Genomic DNA, 18,053 nt, shown 5'->3' on the forward strand with positions numbered 1-18,053 from the left:
GCTTGCGCGTCTTCTTGGTCGAGAGATTCAGGCCGAGTCCGAGCTGCTTCATGCTCGCCATCGTCGCGCCGGCGCCGACCTCATGCAAGACGGGTCAGCACGGGGTTATGCAGACCTTCCCTAATGCTCGCCGTAAACACACCTGCAATTAGTGCGCCAGCAAGAGCCGCCGAGATCTGTGGATGGAGACTCCCCACGGCGATAGAGCAAGCCGCAGCCTCTGCTGCGGCTTGTGCTATCGCAGGATGCGCCGTAGAGGCACATACGAAGCCAAGTGCAGTCAGGCGTTTCATCCCGGCAGTATCCATGTGAAGACATCTAACGTTCGACATGAGCGGCGGCCCAAAGGGCGTGAAGCGGCCTTTGCGCCGTCCGCTCGATGGAGGGGTTAGGCCCCGCCCCTTGAAAGCTTAGGTTCATATCGGAAGGACAGTCCGACGCTGCAGGATTGAAACCGCATTACCGAGGTTCGAGTGCAGACTGAAAGTATCTGTTATCGGTTCAATGAGTCTGAACTGGAACCAGCCAAGCAGACGGGGATGCGCGGGCCGTTCTTGCCGATGAAACTCGGGCCCAGCCTTATGAAAGAACAGCATTGCGTATCGACCATCCGGCGGCTCGACGCATGCGACGCAGCTTTGCGGAAGGATGTAGTGTGCTAGGACTCCGAGGCGCCAATCGGGTGGAACCAGGCCTTCGATAAGCGAGCAGCTGTCGAGCTCTCCGACAGTCACAGCGGGCGCCGAACTAAGGGCACCGATCCATGGCGGCCGCGGCGGAGCCGCATGCTCGAATTTCGTGGGTAGAGGGGCGTAGATCATCCATTCGCGTGTGTCAGCCTGCTGCGTCATCGTGAGGCCTATCGTTCGACATGAGCGGCGGCCGCAGGCGGGCGAAGCCTGCCGGAGGACGTCCGGTCGATGGAGTGGTTTGGCGTCATGCGCCCATAACGGCGCCGGCCGCGAAGAGGCCAAGCCATACTGGCAGCAGCGAGCTGCGGAATGCGTGCTCGATGAGGTAGCCGACGTACTTGTTGAACAGCAACCACTGCGGACCGCCAGCGAAAGGTCCGACGAGCGCGAAAGCTACAACCACGGCCAGGAAAGGTAGCGCGATGGCAAGCGCCCAAGCGCCTGCAAAGAGCACCCCGGCCGCTACAGGTCGAGCACGCGAGGGCGCGCGAGCGCGAGCTACCCGGCCGGCGAACGCTTGAGCAACGAACGCACTGACCACAAGGTAGAGAGCAGCGAGCCACGTGTGTGGTGCCGAAAAGGCATACGAGGTTGAGCTCAACGGGGCCATTCCAGGCGTCACGAAAGCTGATGAGGCTGCGAGGACGGAAGCTACTGAGACTACGCGGGCGTGCTCCATGGTGCCTAACGTTCGACATGAGCGGCGGCCGTAGGCAGGCGAAGCCTGCCGGAGGGCGTCCGCTCGATGGAGGGGTTAGGCCACACAGTCAGTCCACCTGTTCATACGGTACGAGGCGCCACAGACGCGGAGGCATGGCAACCATAGGCGGAAGCTCAACTGGCCCATACGATGAGAGAAGTGGCAGGCGCTGGTTCCAAGAGTGCATGTAAAAGGCGACCCGATATTGATTCTCGGTAGGCAGTTCGTTGAAGCTGAAGTCTCCCAGCAAATGCTCGCCGTCTGCGGTGAGAAACTTCTCGCACCAAGCGACTTGCCACCGACCTTCCGGCACCTGTGGATTCGGCTGGATGAATTCGCCTACGCTAAACGAAGCGTCTGGTTGCTCAACAAGTACTTCAACTAGTGCTGCAGACGATAGCTCTTGCTCAAAGTATGCACGCCGCTCGGCAAGTTCATCTTCCGATAGCGCCACGATCTCCGCCTCGCGACCTACCCGCTTCAGGAATGCCTTAGTCTCCGCGGAGAAGTTGATCGGGTTCTGCGACTCGATTTCCCGCTGCACGAACTCCGCGTACTCGACTTCGTTCGCCTTCGGCGAGTAGACGCCAATGACTTGGAGCGAAGGCATATGGGGCCTAACGTCGGAGTTGACCGGCACGCACCGGCAAGGCGGCGCGAGACGTATGCCCCCGCGCACGGCTCGCGGCGCCTTGCCGGTGCGTGTCCGCGTCGAACGACCTGTTAGGCATCAGCGGCACGGGTCGCCTCACTAGTATTTGCGGCCGACGGCTTGGGTGTACGCCGATGTACGGCCGCTTTGTACTTCCGGACTCGGCTTGCCAGTTCGTTCACCAGAGCTGCCCCCTCAGGCGCCATGCGCGCGAGCTTGTCATTGATGCTCTTGAAGTCGGGAGTGTCAGTGATCTCGTGCATCAGATCGTTGCGCTTGTCCTTCCAGCGCTTGATTCGTCCAAGGAGCTCTTTGTGGACGTTCTTGAGACAGTCCTCATCTCGCGGGTGAATCTTCTCCGAGATGTGCTCGAGCTTACGATCCAGGCCGCGAAGGGTCTTCAGAAATGCCTCACCTTGGGTGGGGTACGCGTGGCGGATCACGGAGTTGAACCGATCTTCGACAATCGCGTACTGAATCCAGCACGCCTCCATGTAGTAGCCCGCGGCGTCGGCCTTCTTCATTCGCGCGAGAAGGTCTTTGTACAGATTTGTCTTGGTCATTGGGGTATGTGGTTCTGCTTCAGAGCGCACTGCTACACGATCATGGGCTCGTTCGGACCGCAGCGCACACCGCAATCATGGCGCACCAGCCTTCGAGCTTTCGGGTCGCGGCTTTGCGCGCGCGGCCTTCGCTGCATAGGCCGGGTCGAAAGAAGCAATCGGCTCCAGCCCCAGATCGAACGGCTTGTATCTACCCTTGAACTGGGGCTCACCGGGTAGACGAGCGATATCTCTCCAATAGGCGGGCTCAAGCTTGCCGCCCTCGTCTGTTCGCGGTCTCCTGATGCATCGGGCTACTACTTGCTCACATACACCGTCGAGGAGCGATGTGTTCTTATATCCGCTCGCACAAGCAGAAAGTAAATGGAATAGCGCCGTGAGCGCCGCGGTTGCCTCGTCCAGTTCCGGCTGGGCACCGCGATGGATGAATTCGTTCCGGGCCTTCCGCGCTCGGTTGAGAGCGCGATACGTTTCAGTCTGAATGAGACCTTTTTGAAAGAGAACCTCAATGCGGGCGGAAGTGGTCCAAACCCGATAGTCCTTAAGAAATCCACTACGGTTCGGGATGGCGTCTGCCTGAACCTTAGCCTCGATCTCCATCCGCCACATCCGGCTGATCGCCTGCTCGATCGAAGTCCACAAGCATGTTAGCGCCTCTGCCAGCGATCCGGCGACGTAGTGCGTTACTCCAGCCAGAGCAATCTCAGGGCTTAGAGGTTCACAATGACTCAAGACTGAGCGACCTCTGATGACTGCCTTCTGCAAAGCTGCCAGCGTGATCGTTTTTCGATCGAGAAGAATGATGTTGTCGCTGATGCTGGCGCTTCGGTCCCGGAGAGCTGAGTGCAAGGACGTGTTGCGACTAGCTCCGCTCAACATTCGTATGTATCCGGTCTTGAACAGCCATCCCCTGCAAATGTCTGCGGGTGCCGCCCCTTCCGTGTACACGCCGCCTAGAAGCATCTCTAGAAACACGCGATTGAATATCTTCAGGGCGACTTCCGGCGCGGAGAATTCAGGAAGTGCTGGCATGGCGAGGCTTCCATCGAAGCCTACTAGCATCATGTACGGCGCTACGTTGCCATCAATAAATCCACTCGCGCGATTGAGCTTAAGGTAGTCGTACGTGGAGCGATTGATGTCTTCGAGCGAAGGTCTCCAGTGATCACGTTGGTCCTTCGCAATAAGCTTCAGCGGCGCGCTTACTGCCATGACGAGGGGCATTCCTTCGGGCATTTCCGGATCGACAGACGCTGTCATTGCTTCGTTCCCTGTCCTGTGCACACGGGGCTTGTTCATGGATCGCTCGGGGTGGTCTGATCTTCACCCGAGCACTGGCGGCACGGAAAGGAGAGTTCTTGCTGGGATAGCACGGAGGGGTAAGGATCGCAGTCTTCATGGGGCCTAACATGATCTAGAGCGCAATCGCGCCCCGTAAACAGGTTATCTGGCAGAAGCGATTGCGTATCCATTTACGCCACCGGCTTCTGCACAGACTCAACCGACCCTACGCTGTGTCAATTCGCCGCAAAGCAGTAAAGCAGCCCCGCCCCACCCGTCCCCTTCAGCGCATCCTGGCTGCACCCGCCGCGCGACAAGTGCGACGAGTTCCACGACTTCGCCGGCGCGCTGTCGTCGAGGCCCATGCGGTCGTGGTGGCCGACCATGGCGGCGCCGTCGGGGCCGCTGTGGGTCCAGTTGCGGCAGGTGGAGTCGACGTTGCCGGAGATGAAGGTGCCGTCGGGCTGCGAGCCGGTCAGCACGTCGTGCATGTTGGGCGTGTCGCCGCGGCCGTTGACGGTGGCGCCCTTCTCGGTGAGCGCGGTCTGCTTGTTGATGTTGTTCCCGGCGCCGTGCAGCGCGGCGACGTCGCTGGCGATCAGCTGGCCCTTGGCGTTGTGCCAGGGGCCGCGGCCGATGCGGTCGCGGGCGTTGACGCCGGCGGTGCCGCCCGCGGGTTGCGCGCTGAGATACGCGCGCCAGGTGCGCGAGCCGGCCCCGGCCGAGGCGGCGAGCGTCTGGCAGATGCGGTCGGCGCCGGCCAGGCCGCCGAGGTCGGCACCCTTGCCCGAGCCGGCGCTGGTCACGAAGAACGACATGCCGGGGCCGGAGCCCTGCCCCGGCTGGCTGGGCGTATTGCCACAGGCGGCGATGCCGGCGACGGCGACGACGGCGGCAGCGATGAGGGTCTGGCGCTTGAGGGTGGCTCGCATGAGGGTCTCCTGGGGTCGTGCCGCCGGGCGGCGGCGATGAAGGACGCTGGAGCATAGGCAAAGCCGCCTCGTTGCGCACCGGTGGTCGGCCCTGTGCGGCAGCCGGGCAACGCTGGGTCGATCGCGTTCGAGCGAGGTGAGGCTTCGACGCACGCGAGGCCGGCACGATGGGCGAGCGGCTTGGCAGGCGTACTGGGCGCCGGGCGCGCCCTCGCTGTCCTCGATTTCCATGGCCGTGGGGAAGGCACCCGAGACGGTCGTCCCATGGCCGCCATACCGCAAGCTCGCTCCACCCGTGCGAAGCTCGCGCGATGCATCGCCGACACCTGCTCCGCTCGCTGCTCGCGCTGGCCGGCGTTTCCCCGGCCGCTTCCGCCCTGGAGCCGCGTTCGCTTGTCTTTCCGCGCGACTTCGGGTCGCACCCCGAGACGCGCATCGAGTGGTGGTACATGACCGGCGAGTTGCGCGTGCGTTCGGCCGGCAGCAGCGCCTCCGCTCGCGACACGGGCCGCACGACGGACCGCGGCGACGACGTCACGCGGGCAGCGAACCGAGCGTCAGAGGCCGCACGCCCGTCGGCGGCGCCCGCCAACACGGCATCGGGCCCCGCCGACACCTTCGGCTTCCAGGTCACCTTCTTCCGCTCGGCGACCGGCCTCGCCGCCGCCTCGCCGAGCCGCTTCGCTGCGCGCCAGCTCGTCTTCGCTCACGCCGCGCTCAGCGACCTCGCCGGCCGGCGCCTGCGCCACGACCAGCGCATCGCGCGTGCCGGGTTCGGCGTCGCGAGCGCGGCGGAAGCCGACACGGCGCTGGTGCTCGACGGCTGGCGGCTCAGCCGCGAAGCGGCAGCCCCGGTTGGGCACTACCGGACTCAGCTCCAGAGCGACCTCGCCGGCTTCGCCTTCGACTTCACCGTCACGCCGACGCAGCCGGTGCTGCTGCAGGGCAACGCCGGCTGGTCGCGCAAGGGCGGCCGCGCCGAGCAGGCGAGCTTCTACTACAGCGAGCCGCAGCTCGCGGTCGCCGGCCGCCTGCGCGTCGACGGCCGCACGCTCGACGTCGACGGCCGCGCCTGGCTCGACCACGAGTGGAGCGACTCGCTGCTCGAGGCCGGCGCGGTAGGCTGGGACTGGATCGGCATGAACCTCGACGACGGCAGCGCGCTCACCGCGTTCCGCATCCGCGACGCGCAAGGCGGCACGCGCTGGGCGGGCGGCAGCTTCCGCCGTGCCGGCGGGTCGGTGCAGGACTTCGCGTCGGGCGACGTGCGCTTCGAGCCCGTGCGGCGCTGGACCAGCGCGGCAACGCGCGCGACCTACCCGGTCGAGTGGACCGTCGACACGCCCGCCGGGCGCTTCGCGGTGAAGGCGTTGCTCGACGACCAGGAGCTCGACAGCCGGTCGAGCACCGGCTCGGTCTACTGGGAAGGCCTCAGCGACCTGCTGGACGCGAGCGGCCGGCGCGTCGGGCGCGGCTATCTGGAGATGACGGGGTACGCGGCGCCGCTGGCGCTTTGAGCAGGCGCGACTCGGCGCGATCTCGTGTCGGCACCCCGCTCGCGTTGCCGAGCCCGGCGGCTCTCTCTCGCCAACCACAAGAAAAAAGCCGGCCGGAACAACGCCCCGCCGGCTTCTTCATCTGCAGCGCAACCAGCGGCGCCGAAACACCGCTGCGGTCACGGGGGCGTCAATGCGCTCCGCCCACGTCCCCGCCGCCGCCGAGCGTCGGCTTCGTCATCCACACCAGTCCGAGCAGCACCACGAACAGCCCCGCCGACAGCATGAAGAGGTCGGTCGCGGCCATCGTGAACGCCTGCTGGTCGACGAGGCGGTTGATGGTGCCGAGCGCCTGATCGGTGCTCATGCCGCCCGCGCGCAGCTGGTCGAGCGTCGCCATCGCGGCGGCGTTGCCGCGGTTCACCGACTCGGCAAGCTGCGCGTGGTGCAGCACCGCGCGGTCCTCCCACGCGGTGGTGAAGAGCGAGGTGCCCATCGCGCCGGCGGTGATGCGAACGAAGTTGCTGAGTCCGGCCGCTGCGGGCATCTTTTCCGGGCCGAGGCCCGAGAAGATCACGGCCTGCAGCGGGATGAAGAAGAACGCCATCGCCGCACCCTGCATCAGTGTGGGGATCAGCACGGTGCGGAAGTCGGCCTGCACGTTGAAGCGCGACCGCATCCACAGCACCAGCGCGAAGCCCAGGAACGCCACGGTCGCCAGGCGCCGCGGGTCGATCTTCGAGACGTTCTTGCCGACCCACGGCGAGAGCACGATCGCCAGCAGGCCGACCGGCGCCATCGCCAAGCCCGCCCAGGTGGCGGTGTAGCCCATGTACTGCTGCAGCCAGAGCGGCAGCAGCACCACGTTGCCGAAGAACAGGCCATACGCGACCGAGAGCGCCAGCGTGCCGGCCATGAAGTTGCGACGCCCGAAGAGGCGCAGGTCGACGATGGGGTTCTTCTCGGTGAGCTCCCAGGCCAGGAAGAACAGGAAGCCGACCACCGCGACAACCGCGAGCACGACGATCTGCGTGGAGCCGAACCAGTCGAGCTCCTTGCCCTTGTCGATCATGATCTGCAGCGCGCCGACCCAGAGCACCAGAAGCCCCAGGCCGACGAAATCGAGCGGCAGCTTCTTCGGGCCGGGGTCGCGCTCGCGGTAGATCGACCACGTGATCGCGGCCGCGATCATCCCGACCGGGATGTTGATGTAGAAGATCCACGGCCACGACATGTTGTCGGTGATCCAGCCGCCGAGCAGCGGCCCCATCACCGGCGCCACCAGCACGGTAATCGCCCACATCGCCATCGCACTGCCCGCCTTGGCGCGCGGGTAGCTCGACAGCAGCAGCGTCTGCGAGAGCGGGATCATCGGCCCGGCGACCAGGCCCTGCAGCACGCGGAACGCGATCAGCAGGCCGATGTTGGGCGCCAGGCCGCACAGCCACGACGCCAGCACGAACAGCAGGATGCTCGCGACGAACAGGCGCACCGGTCCGAAGCGCTGGGTCAGCCAGCCGGTGAGCGGCACCGAGATCGCGTTGGCGACCCCGAACGAGGTGATGACCCAGGTGCCCTGCGCAGGGCTCACGCCCATGTCGCCGGCGATCGCCGGAATCGACACGTTCGCGATCGACGAGTCGAGCACGTTCATGAACGTCGCGAGCGACAGCGCGATGGTGCCGAGCACCAGCTGGCTGCCGTGCAGCGGCGGGTACTCGACATGACGCGGCGGCGCGGCGGGCGCCGCAGCGGCCGGCCCCGAACCCTCGCGCGGATCGCCCGCAGCGACAGCAGTCGACGACATGGCGATGGCTTAGCGGTTGGACGCCGGCACGCGCGCCGCGGCGGTCTGCGTGTGGGCAGCAGCCGGGGCGCGGCTGGCGTGCGACGCCGGGTCGGCGTGCGTGGCCCCCTGGTCGCCGGCCGGGCCGCCGTGCGTGGCTGCGTTCGACGGCGCAGCCGTCGCGGGCCGGGCGGCGCGGCCGAGGTTGGCCGCAATGATGCGTTGCACCTCGGCGTCTGCACCGGCGTTGACCTGGTCGAACACCTGCGTGGCCGCCCGCGTGGGCTGGCGCGTCGCGTCCGAGAGGATCGGCCCCTGCACGTTGCTGACGTCGACCTTGGCTTCCATCGAGAGGCCCACGCGCAGCGGGTGCTCGGCGAGCTCCTTCGGGTCGAGCGCGATGCGCACCGGCACGCGCTGCACCACCTTGATCCAGTTGCCGGTGGCGTTCTGCGCCGGCAGCAGCGCAAACGCCGAGCCGGTGCCGGCCCCCAGGCCTTCGATCGTGCCGTGGTAGACCACGCGCTTGCCGTACACGTCGGCTTCGAGCGTCACCGGCTGGCCGATGCGCACGCTGCGCAGCTGGCTTTCCTTGAAGTTGGCGTCGACCCAAAGGTCGCCGAGCGACACCACCGACATCAGCGGCACCCCCGGCTGCACGCGCTGGCCGAGCTGCACGCTGCGCTTGGCGATGTGGCCGTCGACCGGCGCGATCAGGTCGACGCGCGCCAGCGCGAGGTAGGCCTCGCGGACGCGGGCGGCGGCGCGCAGCACGTTCGGGTGATCCTCGACCGCAACGCCTTGCGTGAGCGACTGGTTCGACGCGAGCTGCTCGCGCGCGGCGGTCGCGCCGGCTTCGGCGGCGGCGAGCGCGGTGCGCGCGGCGGCGAGCTGGGCGTTCGCGTGGTTGAACTCCTCGGCACCGACCGCGCCGCTCGCCACCAGCGGGGCGCGACGGTTGACGTCGTCCTGCGCGCGGGCGACGTCGCTGCGGGCCCGCGCCACGTCGGCGACGCGCGCCGAGATCTGCGCGTTGTAGGTGTTGTTGTTCACGTAGAGGATGCGCGCCTCGCGCACCGCCTGGGCCAGCTGCGCCTCGGCCTGCTCAAGCGCGACGTGGGCGTCGGCCGGGTCGAGCTTGACCAGCGTGGTGCCGGCCTTCACGAAGTCGGTCTCGTCGGCGTTGATCGCGACCACCGTGCCGCCGACCTGCGGCGTCAGCTGCACCACGTTGCCCTGCACGTAGGCGTTGTCGGTGCTCTCGTAGTGGTCGAGCACCAGGAGGTAGTAGATGCCGTAGGCGATGCCGGCCAGCAGCACCAGCGCGGTGACGCCGAGCAGCGCTTTCTTCCGCGCCGGGTTGCCGGTGCGCGCCGGGACCGCCGTCGCGGCGGGTGTCGCCGGTGCGTTCGCGGCGCCGGCAGTCGGGGTGGCGTTGTCGTTGGACTTCATCGGGAGACTCCGGCAAGCGTGGTGTTCGGGGTGGCGCTGGCGGTGGCGGGCGCAGCGCGGTCGGCGCGGGCGGTCGCCGGCGCGGGGGCGCGGAAGCCGCCGCCGAGGGCGCGGATCAGCAGCACCTGCGCATCGAGCGCACGCGCATCGAGGTCGGCGCCCTGGCGGCGCTGGTTCAGCACGTTGGTTTCGGCGTTGAGCACGGTGAGATAGGTCGTGAGGCCGGCGCGGAAGCGCTGCGTCGCCGCCGCGTAGGCCGCCTCGGCGGCCGCGGCCGCAGCCGCCTGCTCGCGCTGCTGGCGTTCGATGGCACGCAGCGAGCCGATCTGGTCGGCGACCTCGCGCACCGCATCGACGATCGCGCCGTTGTAGCTCTCGATCGCCGCGTCGACGTCGGCGGCGCGGCCGGCCAGGTTGGCGCGCAGGCGGCGCCCGTCGAAGATCGGCAGGCGGATCGCGGGGCCGGCGCCGTACTGCTCGCTGCCCGAACGCACCAGGCGGTCGAGCCCGAGGCTCGACAGGCCCACGAACGCGGTGAGGTTGACGTTCGGATAGAACTGCGCGCGCGCCGCGGCGACCTCGCGGGTCGACGCCTCCACGCGCCAGCGCGCGGCGGCGATGTCGGCGCGCTGGCCGAGCAGGTCGGCCGGCACCTCGGTCGGGAGCGGGCGCGCGTGCAGCCCGGCAAGGCGCGGCGTCAGGCCGGCAAGCGCCTTCGGCGGCTGCAGCGTCAGCGCGGCGAGCGCGTTGCGCGCCAGGGTGATCTGCTCCTCGACCGCCTCCGCCTGCTGGCGCGTCTCGGGGATCGCGCCTTCGCCGACGCGCAGCTCGACCACGGTGTCGAGGCCCGCCTGGACGCGCTGGCGGATGAGCCCCAGCGTCTGCTCGCGCTGGCCGATCGAGCGCGCGAGCACCTCGCGCTGCTCGAGCATGCGGGCGAGCTGCACGTAGCTGCGCGCGACGTTGGTGGCGAGCAGGTTGCGCGCGGCCTGCGCGTCGGCTTCGGCCGCGCGCTGGCTGCCGAGGGCGGCCTCGAGCGCGGCGCGATGGCGGCCGAAGAAGTCGAGCTCCCACGAGCCGGCGAGCTGCGCGTTGGCGGTCGTCATCATCGAGCCGGCCACCGGCGGCGGGATCATGCCGTTGGCGGTGAAGCGCTGGCGCGTCGCGTCGGCGGTGATCTGGCCCTGCGGGCCCTCCGCCGCTTCGGCACCGGCGACGCCGGCCGCGGCGCGCGCGATGCGCGCTTCGGCCACGCGCAGGTTGGGGCTGCCGGCGAGCGCGCGCTCGATCAGGCTGCTCAGCTGCGGGTCGTCGAACTCACGCCACCAGTCGGCGGCGAGCGGAGCCGCGAGCGGCGCGCCGGTGACGCCGACCTGCGCCGGCTCGATCGCCTGCGCCTTGGGCGCGATGCCGCCGGTGCTGGCGCAGCCGCCGAGCGTCAGCACGACGCTCGACGCGATCGCCACCACCAGCGCCGTCACGGTCGGCGGCGGGGTCCATCTGCGGATCTTGTCGTTGATGTTCACGGTGTTCTCGGGATGCGTCGCGACGACGCGGTTCGGGTCGGTCATGCCGCCGCCTTCAGCGCTTCCGCGTTGGCCAGCATGCGGCGCAGCAGGTTCTTGAGGGTCTGGAACTCGGCCTCGCTGAAGCCCGCCAGGTGCTCGTTGAGCACGCTCGACAGCGCGACCGGCACCTTGTCGGCGGCGGCCTCGCCTTCGGGCGTGAGCACGATGCGGACCACCCGGCGATCGTCGGTCGAGCGCTCGCGGCGGCACAGGCCCTTGGCCTCGAGCCGGTCGAGGAGGCGCGTCATCGCGCCCGGATCGGTCTGCATCTCGCGGGCGAGCTCGGCGACGGTCGACGCCTTCTCGCGGCGCAGCAGGAAGAGCGGGCCCCACTGCGCGTGCGTGAGTCCGCACGGCTCGAGGCGGGCGTCGGTTGCCGCTGCGACCGCGATCAGGACGCGGCGCATCAGGAAGCCGACGCTCTCCTCGGTGCAGTAATCCGTGGCGGCGTAGAAGTCGGCGGGGTTCAAGGGACAAGCCATGACCGCGAATATACTTGCCTAGGCATTGATTGTCAAGGCTTTGTTTGCCGGTACACTCTTCGCCATGTCGAGTTCTTCTCCTGCCGCCGGCCACGCGCCCGCGGTCGCCTCGGCCGCCGAGCCCGCCCGCCGCAACGTGCGGGCGCTGCGCGGGCTCGTGCCGTTCCTGCGGCCGTATCGCGGCCGCATCGCGCTCGCCGGGGTGTTCCTGGTGCTCGCCGCGTTGACCACGCTGGCGTTCCCGATCGCACTCAAGTCGCTGATCGACGAGGGCCTGATTGCCGCCGATCCGGGGGCGCGCGTGCTCGCATTGCGCGGCCACTTCTTCGAGCTGTTCGGCGTCGGCGTCGCGCTCGGCGTGTTCTCGGCGTTGCGCTTCTTCATGGTCACGTGGCTGGGCGAGCGCGTGACCGCCGACCTGCGCGACGCCGTCTACGCGCACGTGGTGCGCCAGAGCCCCGAGTTCTTCGAGACCACGCAGACCGGCGAGGTGCTGTCGCGCCTGACGACCGACACGACGCTGGTGCAGACGGTCGTCGGCTCGAGCCTCTCGATGGGCCTGCGCAACACCGTCATGGGGCTCGGCGCGATGGCGATGCTGATCGTCACCAACCCGCGCGTGATGACGCAGGTGCTCGGCATCCTGGTGCTGGTGGTGCTGCCGTCGCTGTTCTTCGGGCGCCGCGTGCGCAAGCTCTCGCGCGCCAGCCAGGACCGCGTCGCCGACTCGAGCGCCATCGCGGCCGAGGTGCTGAACGCGATTCCCGTGGTGCAGAGCTACGTGCAAGAGGAGCGCGAGGCGACGCGCTTCGCGCGCTCGACCGAGGACGCGTTCGAGACGGCCGTGCGGCGCACCCGCATGCGCTCGATGCTGGTCGCGTTCATCATCAGCGCGACCTTCGGCGCCCTGCTCTGGGGCCTGTACCAGGGCACGCAGGCGGTGATCCGCGGCGACATCACGGCCGGCCACCTGGGCCAGACCGTGGTCTACGTGGTGCTGCTGGTGAGCAGCGTCGCGGTGCTGTCCGAGGTGTACGGCGATCTGTTGCGCGCGGCCGGCGCGACCGAGCGGCTGATGGAACTGCTTCAGCTCCGCTCGCCGATCGTCTCGCCGCCGGTGCCGGTGAAGCCGCAGCCCTCACGCGCCGGTGCCAGCGTGCAGCTGCAGCGGGTGACGTTCCGCTACCCGTCGCGGCCGAACCAACCGACGCTGATCGGGTTCGATCTCGACGTGAAGGCCGGCGAGACCGTCGCGCTCGTCGGCCCGAGCGGTGCCGGCAAAAGCACGGTGTTCCAGCTGCTGCTGCGCTTCTACGACGTTGCGGAAGGCGAGGTGCGGATCGACGGCGTCCCGGTGCGCGACCTCGCGCTCGCCGACCTGCGCCATCGCATCGGCATCGTCCCGCAGGACAGCGTGATCTTCTCGGCCGACGCGCTCGAGAACATCCGCTACGGCAAGCCCGACGCGAGCGACGACGAGGTGATCGCTGCGGCCAAGGCCGCGTTCGCACACGACTTCATCACCGCCCTGCCCGACGGCTACCGCACCTTCCTCGGCGAGCGCGGGGTGCGTCTCTCGGGCGGCCAGCGCCAGCGCATCAGCATCGCGCGGGCGATCCTCAAGAACCCGCCGCTGCTGCTGCTCGACGAGGCGACGAGCGCGCTCGACGCCGAGAGCGAGCGCATGGTGCAGGCCGCGCTCGAGTCGGCGATGAAGGACCGCACCACCCTGGTGATCGCACACCGCCTGTCGACCGTGCAGCGCGCCGACCGCATCGTCGTCATGGAGGCCGGGCAGATCGTCGAGACCGGCACGCACGCGGAGCTCGCCGCATCGGGCGGGCTCTACGCGCGGCTGGCGGCGCTGCAGTTCGACCGCTGAGCCAGGCGACCGCCTGGCTGTGGCAGCCGCCCACGGCCGCCCATAATCGCCGCTTTGCCGAGCCCGCCACCGTGTCCGACCTGCCCGCCCGCCCCGTCCGAACGACGTACGAGGACTTCATGCGCCACGTGCGCGACCACGGGGTGCAGAAGGCCGACCGCACCGGCACCGGCACGCGCAGCGTGTTCGGGCACCAGATGCGCTTCGACCTGAGCGAGGGATTCCCGCTCGTCACGACCAAGAAGGTGCACTTCCGCTCGATCGTCCTCGAGCTGCTGTGGTTCCTGCGGGGCGACAGCAACGTGCGTTGGCTGCAGGAACGCGGCGTGACGATCTGGGACGAGTGGGCCGCGCCCGACGGCGAGCTCGGGCCGGTCTACGGCGTGCAGTGGCGCTCGTGGCCGACGCCGGGCGGCGGTCACGTCGACCAGATCGCGGCCGTCGTCGAGCAGCTCAGGACCAACCCCGACTCGCGCCGCATCCTGGTGAGCGCGTGGAACGTCGCCGACCTGCCGAAGATGGCGCTGCTGCCGTGCCACGCCCTGTTCCAGTTCTACGTCGCGCCGCCGACGGAGCCGGGCGGCCGCGGCAGGCTGAGCTGCCAGCTCTACCAGCGCAGCGCCGACATCTTTCTCGGCGTGCCGTTCAACATCGCGAGCTACGCGCTGCTGACGCACATGCTCGCGCAGCAGTGCGAGCTCGACGTCGGTGACTTCATCTGGACCGGCGGCGACTGCCACATCTACGCCAACCACATGGAGCAGGTCGAGCGCCAGCTCGCGCGCGAGCCGTTCCCGTTCCCCACGCTCGAGATCGCACGCAAGCCCGCGTCGATCTTCGACTGCGAGGAAGCCGACTTCGTGCTCGTCGACTACCAGCACCACGCGGGGATCAAGGCGCCGGTGGCGGTGTAGCCGTCGGTTCCCGCCTTCGCGCTCGGGTCGCGCGACGCTGGCGGCCGCGACGTCGAAGCGGGCAACGCCATGAAAAACGCCGCTGCGGTGCAGCGGCGTCGTCGTCGATGCAGCCCGGCAGGGCTGCCGCACTCAGGCTCGTGGAGCTGCCTTGCGGCGCCGCGTCACCGCGCCGGCCACCCCGACCGCGGCCAGCATCAGCGCGAGCGTGGTCGGCTCCGGAACCTGCGCGATCAGCAGGTCGTTGACCGCGACGAACGAGCCACGGTCGGCGATGCTGACGGTCAGCGACACCAGCGACGCGTTCGAGGTGAAGCCTCGGAACGACGACGCGGTGGCATTGAGGATCGTCTCGACGGCCGTCGCGCCCAGCGCATCAAGCACGCTGATCGTGATGTTCTGGCCCGCGAGGAACATGCCGTCCACGTCGGCACCGAAGAAGTTGCCGCCGATCGCCTTGACGCGGTCGTTGAAGCCGCTGAACGTGATCGAGGCGCCGGAGAAGTTGGTCGACAGCCAGGTGTCGGCCCCGCTCCCGGCGCTGTAGAAGCCGCCTTCACTGGTGGCCGAGAAGCTGTACATGCCCGCATTCACGGTGTAGGGCGACGCGGTGAAGCCGATCGGCAGGCCGTTGAACGACTGGCTCGCGGGTGCGAACTGATTCTGGTTGAACGCTGCAGTGGAGCTGGAGACGACGATCGCCGCGCTCGCGGCGCTGGAGAGGGCCACCAGCGCTGCGGCAGCAGCGACCTTGAGGACGGATGTGTTGAATGACATGGCTGTTTTCCTTTGTTCGTGTGTCGATGAAGGGAACGCTACGGTGCGGCGCCGCCGCGTGCCTCGGGATGTTCCCGTGGCCGCCGCAGCCTCTGCATGGTTAGGCCGCGTCGCGCATCAGTTGAAGAGCGACAGATCGATCGCGTTGCCCATGACCTCGTAGCCCGCGTTGTTGGGGTGCAACTGGTCGCCGCTCTGCAGGTCGTTGCGCATCATCCGCGGGTTGGCCGGGTCGCGGATCACGGCGTCGAAGTCGACGTAGCCATCGGTTTCGCGAGTGGTGCGGATCCAGTTGTTGATGAGGATCCGCCTCGCCTCGACGACGTCGGTGGCGCGCCCGAATGGCGTGATGGTGGCGATGAAGATCTTCATCTGCTGTGCGCGGGCGCGGATCGCGACCTGACGCAGCGCCGAGATGATGTCTTCACCCGAGGTGCCGCCGTTCGCGTCGTTGATGCCGAGCAGCACGATGACGTACTTGGCACCGGTTCGCGCGATCACGTCGGCGTCGAAACGCGCGAGTGCGCTCGGGTTGGTCGAACCCGCGCCGACCGACACGCGGTTGCCGCTGATGCCGACGTTCGCGATGCCGAGGCGGTTGGCCGGCAGCAGGCGTCGCGCGAGCACGTCGGGCCAGCGGCCGTTCGAGTTCGTGACCATGCCGAAGCCTTCGGTGATCGAGTCGCCGAGCGCGACGATGGCGCCGCGGTTGCCCGGTGCGACCACGTCGATCGAGGCCAGGAACTGCCAGATCGTGCGCGTGCCCGCTTGCGGGAACGCCGTCGAGCCGACGAAGTTGCCCTCCTGCGAGAGATAGTTGGTCTGGCGCGCGCCGCTGAACACCGACAGCACGTTGCCCGTCGCCGAGGTGTCACCCGGGATGTACAGGTCGACCGCCATGTCGACCAGGTCGGGCACCGTGAGGTCGACCCAGTCGCTCAGCATCTCGGAGAACGGCGGGATGACGATGCTCGAGCTGCCGCTGAACGTGAGCGGGCGGCTGGTCGAACCATCGATGCCGTTGTCGGTGGTGCGCAGCGCGACCTGCGCGCCACCAATCGTGAGCGGCTGCGGATTCCAGCGGTTCGTCAGTCGCACCCGCACCCGCGTCCCGCCGATGCTGATGTGCGCGATCTGGCGCAGCGTCTGGTTGTTGACGCGGTTGCCGGTGGCCGGGTTCGCCGACACGATCGGCGCGCTCCAGGTGGCGACGGTGTCGACCTCGCTGCCATCCCGCAGCTGAGCCGCAGCGCCCATCGGCAACGCGATTGCCAGCGCTGCGACGCACGCGGTCGCGCCCTGCACGAGCCGGCGCCGCAACACGTCGAAGCCGAACAGGCCCCACGTCTGGCCGGGCTGCCCGGAACCTTTGCTTCCAGTGAATTTCATTCGAGTCTCCTAATCGGGTGTGGATCGCGGCGGGTGACCTGGTCACTCATCGGCCGGCGATCGCCGTGATTCGATCGATCGAGGTTCAGAACAGACGCGGGCGCGGCCGGATCAGCTGCGCGAGGTCGACCGCGTTGGCCATCGCCTGGTAGCCCAGGCTGTTCGGGTGCAGCGTGTCGCCGCTGTCGAACTCGGCGCGCATCACGCGCGGGTTGGCAGGGTCGCGGGTGGCCAGATCGAAGTCGATCACCGCGTCGTACATGCCGCTGTTGCGGATCCAGTCGTTGACGACGACGCGCTGCGCCTCGCGGGCTTCGGGCGCCGCGCCGTACGGCGTGAGCGTCGCGCCGAGGATGCGCTTGCGCTTGGCGTGCGCGCGCGTGATCAGCTGACGGTGCCCCTCGATGATCCGGTCGGCGGTCGCGCCGCCGCTGATGTCGTTGATGCCCTCGAGCACGATGATCGTGTAGGCGCCGGTCTGCGACAGCACGTCGCGATCGAAGCGCGCGAGCGCCGGATCGCCGGTGCCGCCGGTGAGCACGCGGTTGCCGCCGATGCCGAGGTTGACGACGCCCATCGGCGCGCTCGCCGTCGCCGCGAGCAGGCGACGTGCGAGGTAGTCGGGGTAGCGCGTGTTGGTGTTGGGCGTCGACTGGCTGCCGTCGGTGATCGAGTCGCCGAAGCACACCACCGAACCGGGCGAGCGTGCGTTGGACACGTCGACGCCGGTCAGGAAGTACCACGCCGTGCGCGACGTGGTGGCCGTGAACGACCCCGCGCCGAGTTGGTTGCCCTCGCCGAGGTACGACAGCACCTGCGTGGCCGGGCGCGCGTTGTGCAGCGTCACCGGCGAGGTGCCCGACGAGGTGTTGGACGCGATGTAGACGTCGATCGTGAGGTCGCCCTCGTTCGGCACGTTCCACGAGATCCAGTCGCTGTAGAGCTCGCCGAACGCCGGGATGTTGAACGTCGGCCGTCCATTGAACAGCAGCTGGCGCGCCGAGCCGGCGGCGATCTGGTCGGCACTGCCGGTGAGCGCGACGGAAGCACCGCTGATGAGAAGCGGCGTCGTTCCGTAGCGGTTCGACAGCTTCACGCGCAGCGAGTCGCCGCCGACGCTCAGGTGCACCTGCTGGCGAATGGTCTGGTTGTTGATCTGGTTCGCGGCAGCGGGCGCCGCCGAGACCGGGGCCGTCGACCAGCTTGCCGACGAGTTGAGGTCCTGGCGCGAGATCGCGGCCGCTTCGTTCGACCAGCCGAGACCCGCGGCCACCGCCGGCACGCCGACGACGAACGCGCGGCGATCCAGCTTGATGCCGGCACGGTCCGTCGGCTGGGTGGGCAAGACTTTCGATTTCATCGTGCGTTCTCCTCGTGGCAGTGAGCGGGCATCGAGTCACGGAATTTCCGTCTCATCGGTTGTCTCCTTGGTGTTGTGGTGGCACGAAAACGGCCCGCCTCGACGGGCGGGCCCAAAGGGAAGTCAC

15 protein-coding genes are annotated in these 18,053 nt (G+C 68.3%); 3 read left to right on the plus strand and 12 right to left on the minus strand.

Translation table 11 applies throughout. The features are described from left to right. Positions 1-936: 936 nt before the first annotated feature. The 5 genes from HQN59_RS14970 to HQN59_RS14990 all read right to left on the minus strand — a co-directional run bounded on the left by HQN59_RS14970 (position 937) and on the right by HQN59_RS14990 (position 4,820). A complete protein-coding gene (locus HQN59_RS14970) occupies positions 937-1,095 on the minus strand; it encodes a hypothetical protein (RefSeq protein ID WP_176069931.1) in 159 nt (52 codons plus the stop codon). 364 nt (positions 1,096-1,459) lie between these two features. Then, positions 1,460-2,002, minus strand: a complete 543-nt coding sequence (locus tag HQN59_RS14975) for a hypothetical protein (RefSeq protein WP_176069932.1) — start codon at positions 2,000-2,002, stop codon at positions 1,460-1,462. Between the two features lie 113 nt (positions 2,003-2,115). Beyond that, positions 2,116-2,568, minus strand: coding sequence for a hypothetical protein (locus HQN59_RS14980; RefSeq protein ID WP_176069933.1), 453 nt, complete (start codon positions 2,566-2,568; stop codon positions 2,116-2,118). Between the two features lie 114 nt (positions 2,569-2,682). Beyond that, positions 2,683-3,906 carry a DUF4145 domain-containing protein gene (locus HQN59_RS14985; RefSeq protein ID WP_176069934.1) on the minus strand — a complete coding sequence of 408 codons (1,224 nt, stop codon included), beginning with the start codon at positions 3,904-3,906 and terminating at the stop codon, positions 2,683-2,685. A 218-nt stretch (positions 3,907-4,124) separates the two neighbouring features. Then, positions 4,125-4,820: a hypothetical protein gene (locus HQN59_RS14990; RefSeq protein ID WP_176069935.1), complete on the minus strand. Its 696-nt coding sequence runs from the start codon at positions 4,818-4,820 to the stop codon at positions 4,125-4,127. Positions 4,821-5,131: 311 nt separating this feature from the next. Here HQN59_RS14990 and HQN59_RS14995 point away from each other — a divergent pair, with 311 nt between their 5' ends. Continuing rightward, positions 5,132-6,337 (plus strand): lipocalin-like domain-containing protein, encoded by a 1,206-nt coding sequence (locus tag HQN59_RS14995; protein ID WP_246294940.1) that lies wholly within the window; start codon positions 5,132-5,134, stop codon positions 6,335-6,337. Positions 6,338-6,506: 169 nt separating this feature from the next. Here the strand turns inward: HQN59_RS14995 and HQN59_RS15000 are convergent, their stop codons facing one another. Genes HQN59_RS15000 through HQN59_RS15015 form a run of 4 tightly spaced genes read right to left on the minus strand, consistent with a single transcriptional unit; the run spans position 6,507 to position 11,604 of the window. Beyond that, positions 6,507-8,123 carry a DHA2 family efflux MFS transporter permease subunit gene (locus tag HQN59_RS15000; RefSeq protein WP_176069936.1) on the minus strand — a complete coding sequence of 539 codons (1,617 nt, stop codon included), beginning with the start codon at positions 8,121-8,123 and terminating at the stop codon, positions 6,507-6,509. 9 nt (positions 8,124-8,132) lie between these two features. Further along, complete coding sequence (locus HQN59_RS15005; RefSeq protein WP_176069937.1) at positions 8,133-9,554, minus strand: HlyD/EmrA/EmrK family protein; 1,422 nt, start codon at positions 9,552-9,554, stop codon at positions 8,133-8,135. After that, positions 9,551-11,125 carry an efflux transporter outer membrane subunit gene (locus tag HQN59_RS15010; protein WP_176069938.1) on the minus strand — a complete coding sequence of 525 codons (1,575 nt, stop codon included), beginning with the start codon at positions 11,123-11,125 and terminating at the stop codon, positions 9,551-9,553. The genes HQN59_RS15005 and HQN59_RS15010 overlap by 4 nt, the downstream gene beginning before the upstream one ends. Further along, positions 11,122-11,604 (minus strand): MarR family winged helix-turn-helix transcriptional regulator, encoded by a 483-nt coding sequence (locus HQN59_RS15015; RefSeq protein ID WP_176069939.1) that lies wholly within the window; start codon positions 11,602-11,604, stop codon positions 11,122-11,124. The genes HQN59_RS15010 and HQN59_RS15015 overlap by 4 nt, the downstream gene beginning before the upstream one ends. 64 nt (positions 11,605-11,668) lie before the next feature. Here HQN59_RS15015 and HQN59_RS15020 point away from each other — a divergent pair, with 64 nt between their 5' ends. Further along, a complete protein-coding gene (locus HQN59_RS15020; protein ID WP_176069940.1) occupies positions 11,669-13,486 on the plus strand; it encodes an ABC transporter transmembrane domain-containing protein in 1,818 nt (605 codons plus the stop codon). Between the two features lie 71 nt (positions 13,487-13,557). Next, entirely contained in the window at positions 13,558-14,400 is an 843-nt protein-coding gene (locus HQN59_RS15025) for a thymidylate synthase (RefSeq protein WP_176069941.1), read from the plus strand. 132 nt (positions 14,401-14,532) lie between these two features. On the opposite strand, the gene HQN59_RS15030 is transcribed toward HQN59_RS15025, so the two are convergent. The 3 genes from HQN59_RS15030 to HQN59_RS15040 all read right to left on the minus strand — a co-directional run bounded on the left by HQN59_RS15030 (position 14,533) and on the right by HQN59_RS15040 (position 17,926). Beyond that, a complete protein-coding gene (locus HQN59_RS15030; RefSeq protein WP_176069942.1) occupies positions 14,533-15,177 on the minus strand; it encodes a PEP-CTERM sorting domain-containing protein in 645 nt (214 codons plus the stop codon). Between the two features lie 117 nt (positions 15,178-15,294). Further along, on the minus strand, positions 15,295-16,566 hold the full coding sequence (locus tag HQN59_RS15035) for a GDSL-type esterase/lipase family protein (protein WP_176069943.1): 1,272 nt from the start codon (positions 16,564-16,566) through the stop codon (positions 15,295-15,297). Between the two features lie 85 nt (positions 16,567-16,651). Continuing rightward, on the minus strand, positions 16,652-17,926 hold the full coding sequence (locus tag HQN59_RS15040; RefSeq protein ID WP_176069944.1) for an SGNH/GDSL hydrolase family protein: 1,275 nt from the start codon (positions 17,924-17,926) through the stop codon (positions 16,652-16,654). Positions 17,927-18,053: the final 127 nt, after the last annotated feature.

The sequence above is a fragment of the Rhizobacter koreensis genome (assembly GCF_013366375.1).
Lineage (GTDB): Bacteria > Pseudomonadota > Gammaproteobacteria > Burkholderiales > Burkholderiaceae_C > Schlegelella_A > Schlegelella_A koreensis.

Bases quoted from the DNA above. Each gene is read 5' to 3' on its own strand.
- HQN59_RS14975 (WP_176069932.1), bottom strand. From the start codon at position 2,002: ATGCCTTCGCTCCAAGTCATTGGCGTCTACTCGCCGAAGGCGAACGAA.
- HQN59_RS14980 (WP_176069933.1), bottom strand. From the start codon at position 2,568: ATGAAGAAGGCCGACGCCGCGGGCTACTACATGGAGGCGTGCTGGATT.
- HQN59_RS14985 (WP_176069934.1), bottom strand. From the start codon at position 3,906: ATGAACAAGCCCCGTGTGCACAGGACAGGGAACGAAGCAATGACAGCG.
- HQN59_RS14990 (WP_176069935.1), bottom strand. From the start codon at position 4,820: ATGCGAGCCACCCTCAAGCGCCAGACCCTCATCGCTGCCGCCGTCGTC.
- HQN59_RS14995 (WP_246294940.1), top strand. From the start codon at position 5,132: ATGCATCGCCGACACCTGCTCCGCTCGCTGCTCGCGCTGGCCGGCGTT.
- HQN59_RS15000 (WP_176069936.1), bottom strand. From the start codon at position 8,123: ATGTCGTCGACTGCTGTCGCTGCGGGCGATCCGCGCGAGGGTTCGGGG.
- HQN59_RS15005 (WP_176069937.1), bottom strand. From the start codon at position 9,554: ATGAAGTCCAACGACAACGCCACCCCGACTGCCGGCGCCGCGAACGCA.
- HQN59_RS15010 (WP_176069938.1), bottom strand. From the start codon at position 11,125: ATGACCGACCCGAACCGCGTCGTCGCGACGCATCCCGAGAACACCGTG.
- HQN59_RS15015 (WP_176069939.1), bottom strand. From the start codon at position 11,604: ATGGCTTGTCCCTTGAACCCCGCCGACTTCTACGCCGCCACGGATTAC.
- HQN59_RS15020 (WP_176069940.1), top strand. From the start codon at position 11,669: ATGTCGAGTTCTTCTCCTGCCGCCGGCCACGCGCCCGCGGTCGCCTCG.
- HQN59_RS15030 (WP_176069942.1), bottom strand. From the start codon at position 15,177: ATGTCATTCAACACATCCGTCCTCAAGGTCGCTGCTGCCGCAGCGCTG.
- HQN59_RS15035 (WP_176069943.1), bottom strand. From the start codon at position 16,566: ATGAAATTCACTGGAAGCAAAGGTTCCGGGCAGCCCGGCCAGACGTGG.
- HQN59_RS15040 (WP_176069944.1), bottom strand. From the start codon at position 17,926: ATGAAATCGAAAGTCTTGCCCACCCAGCCGACGGACCGTGCCGGCATC.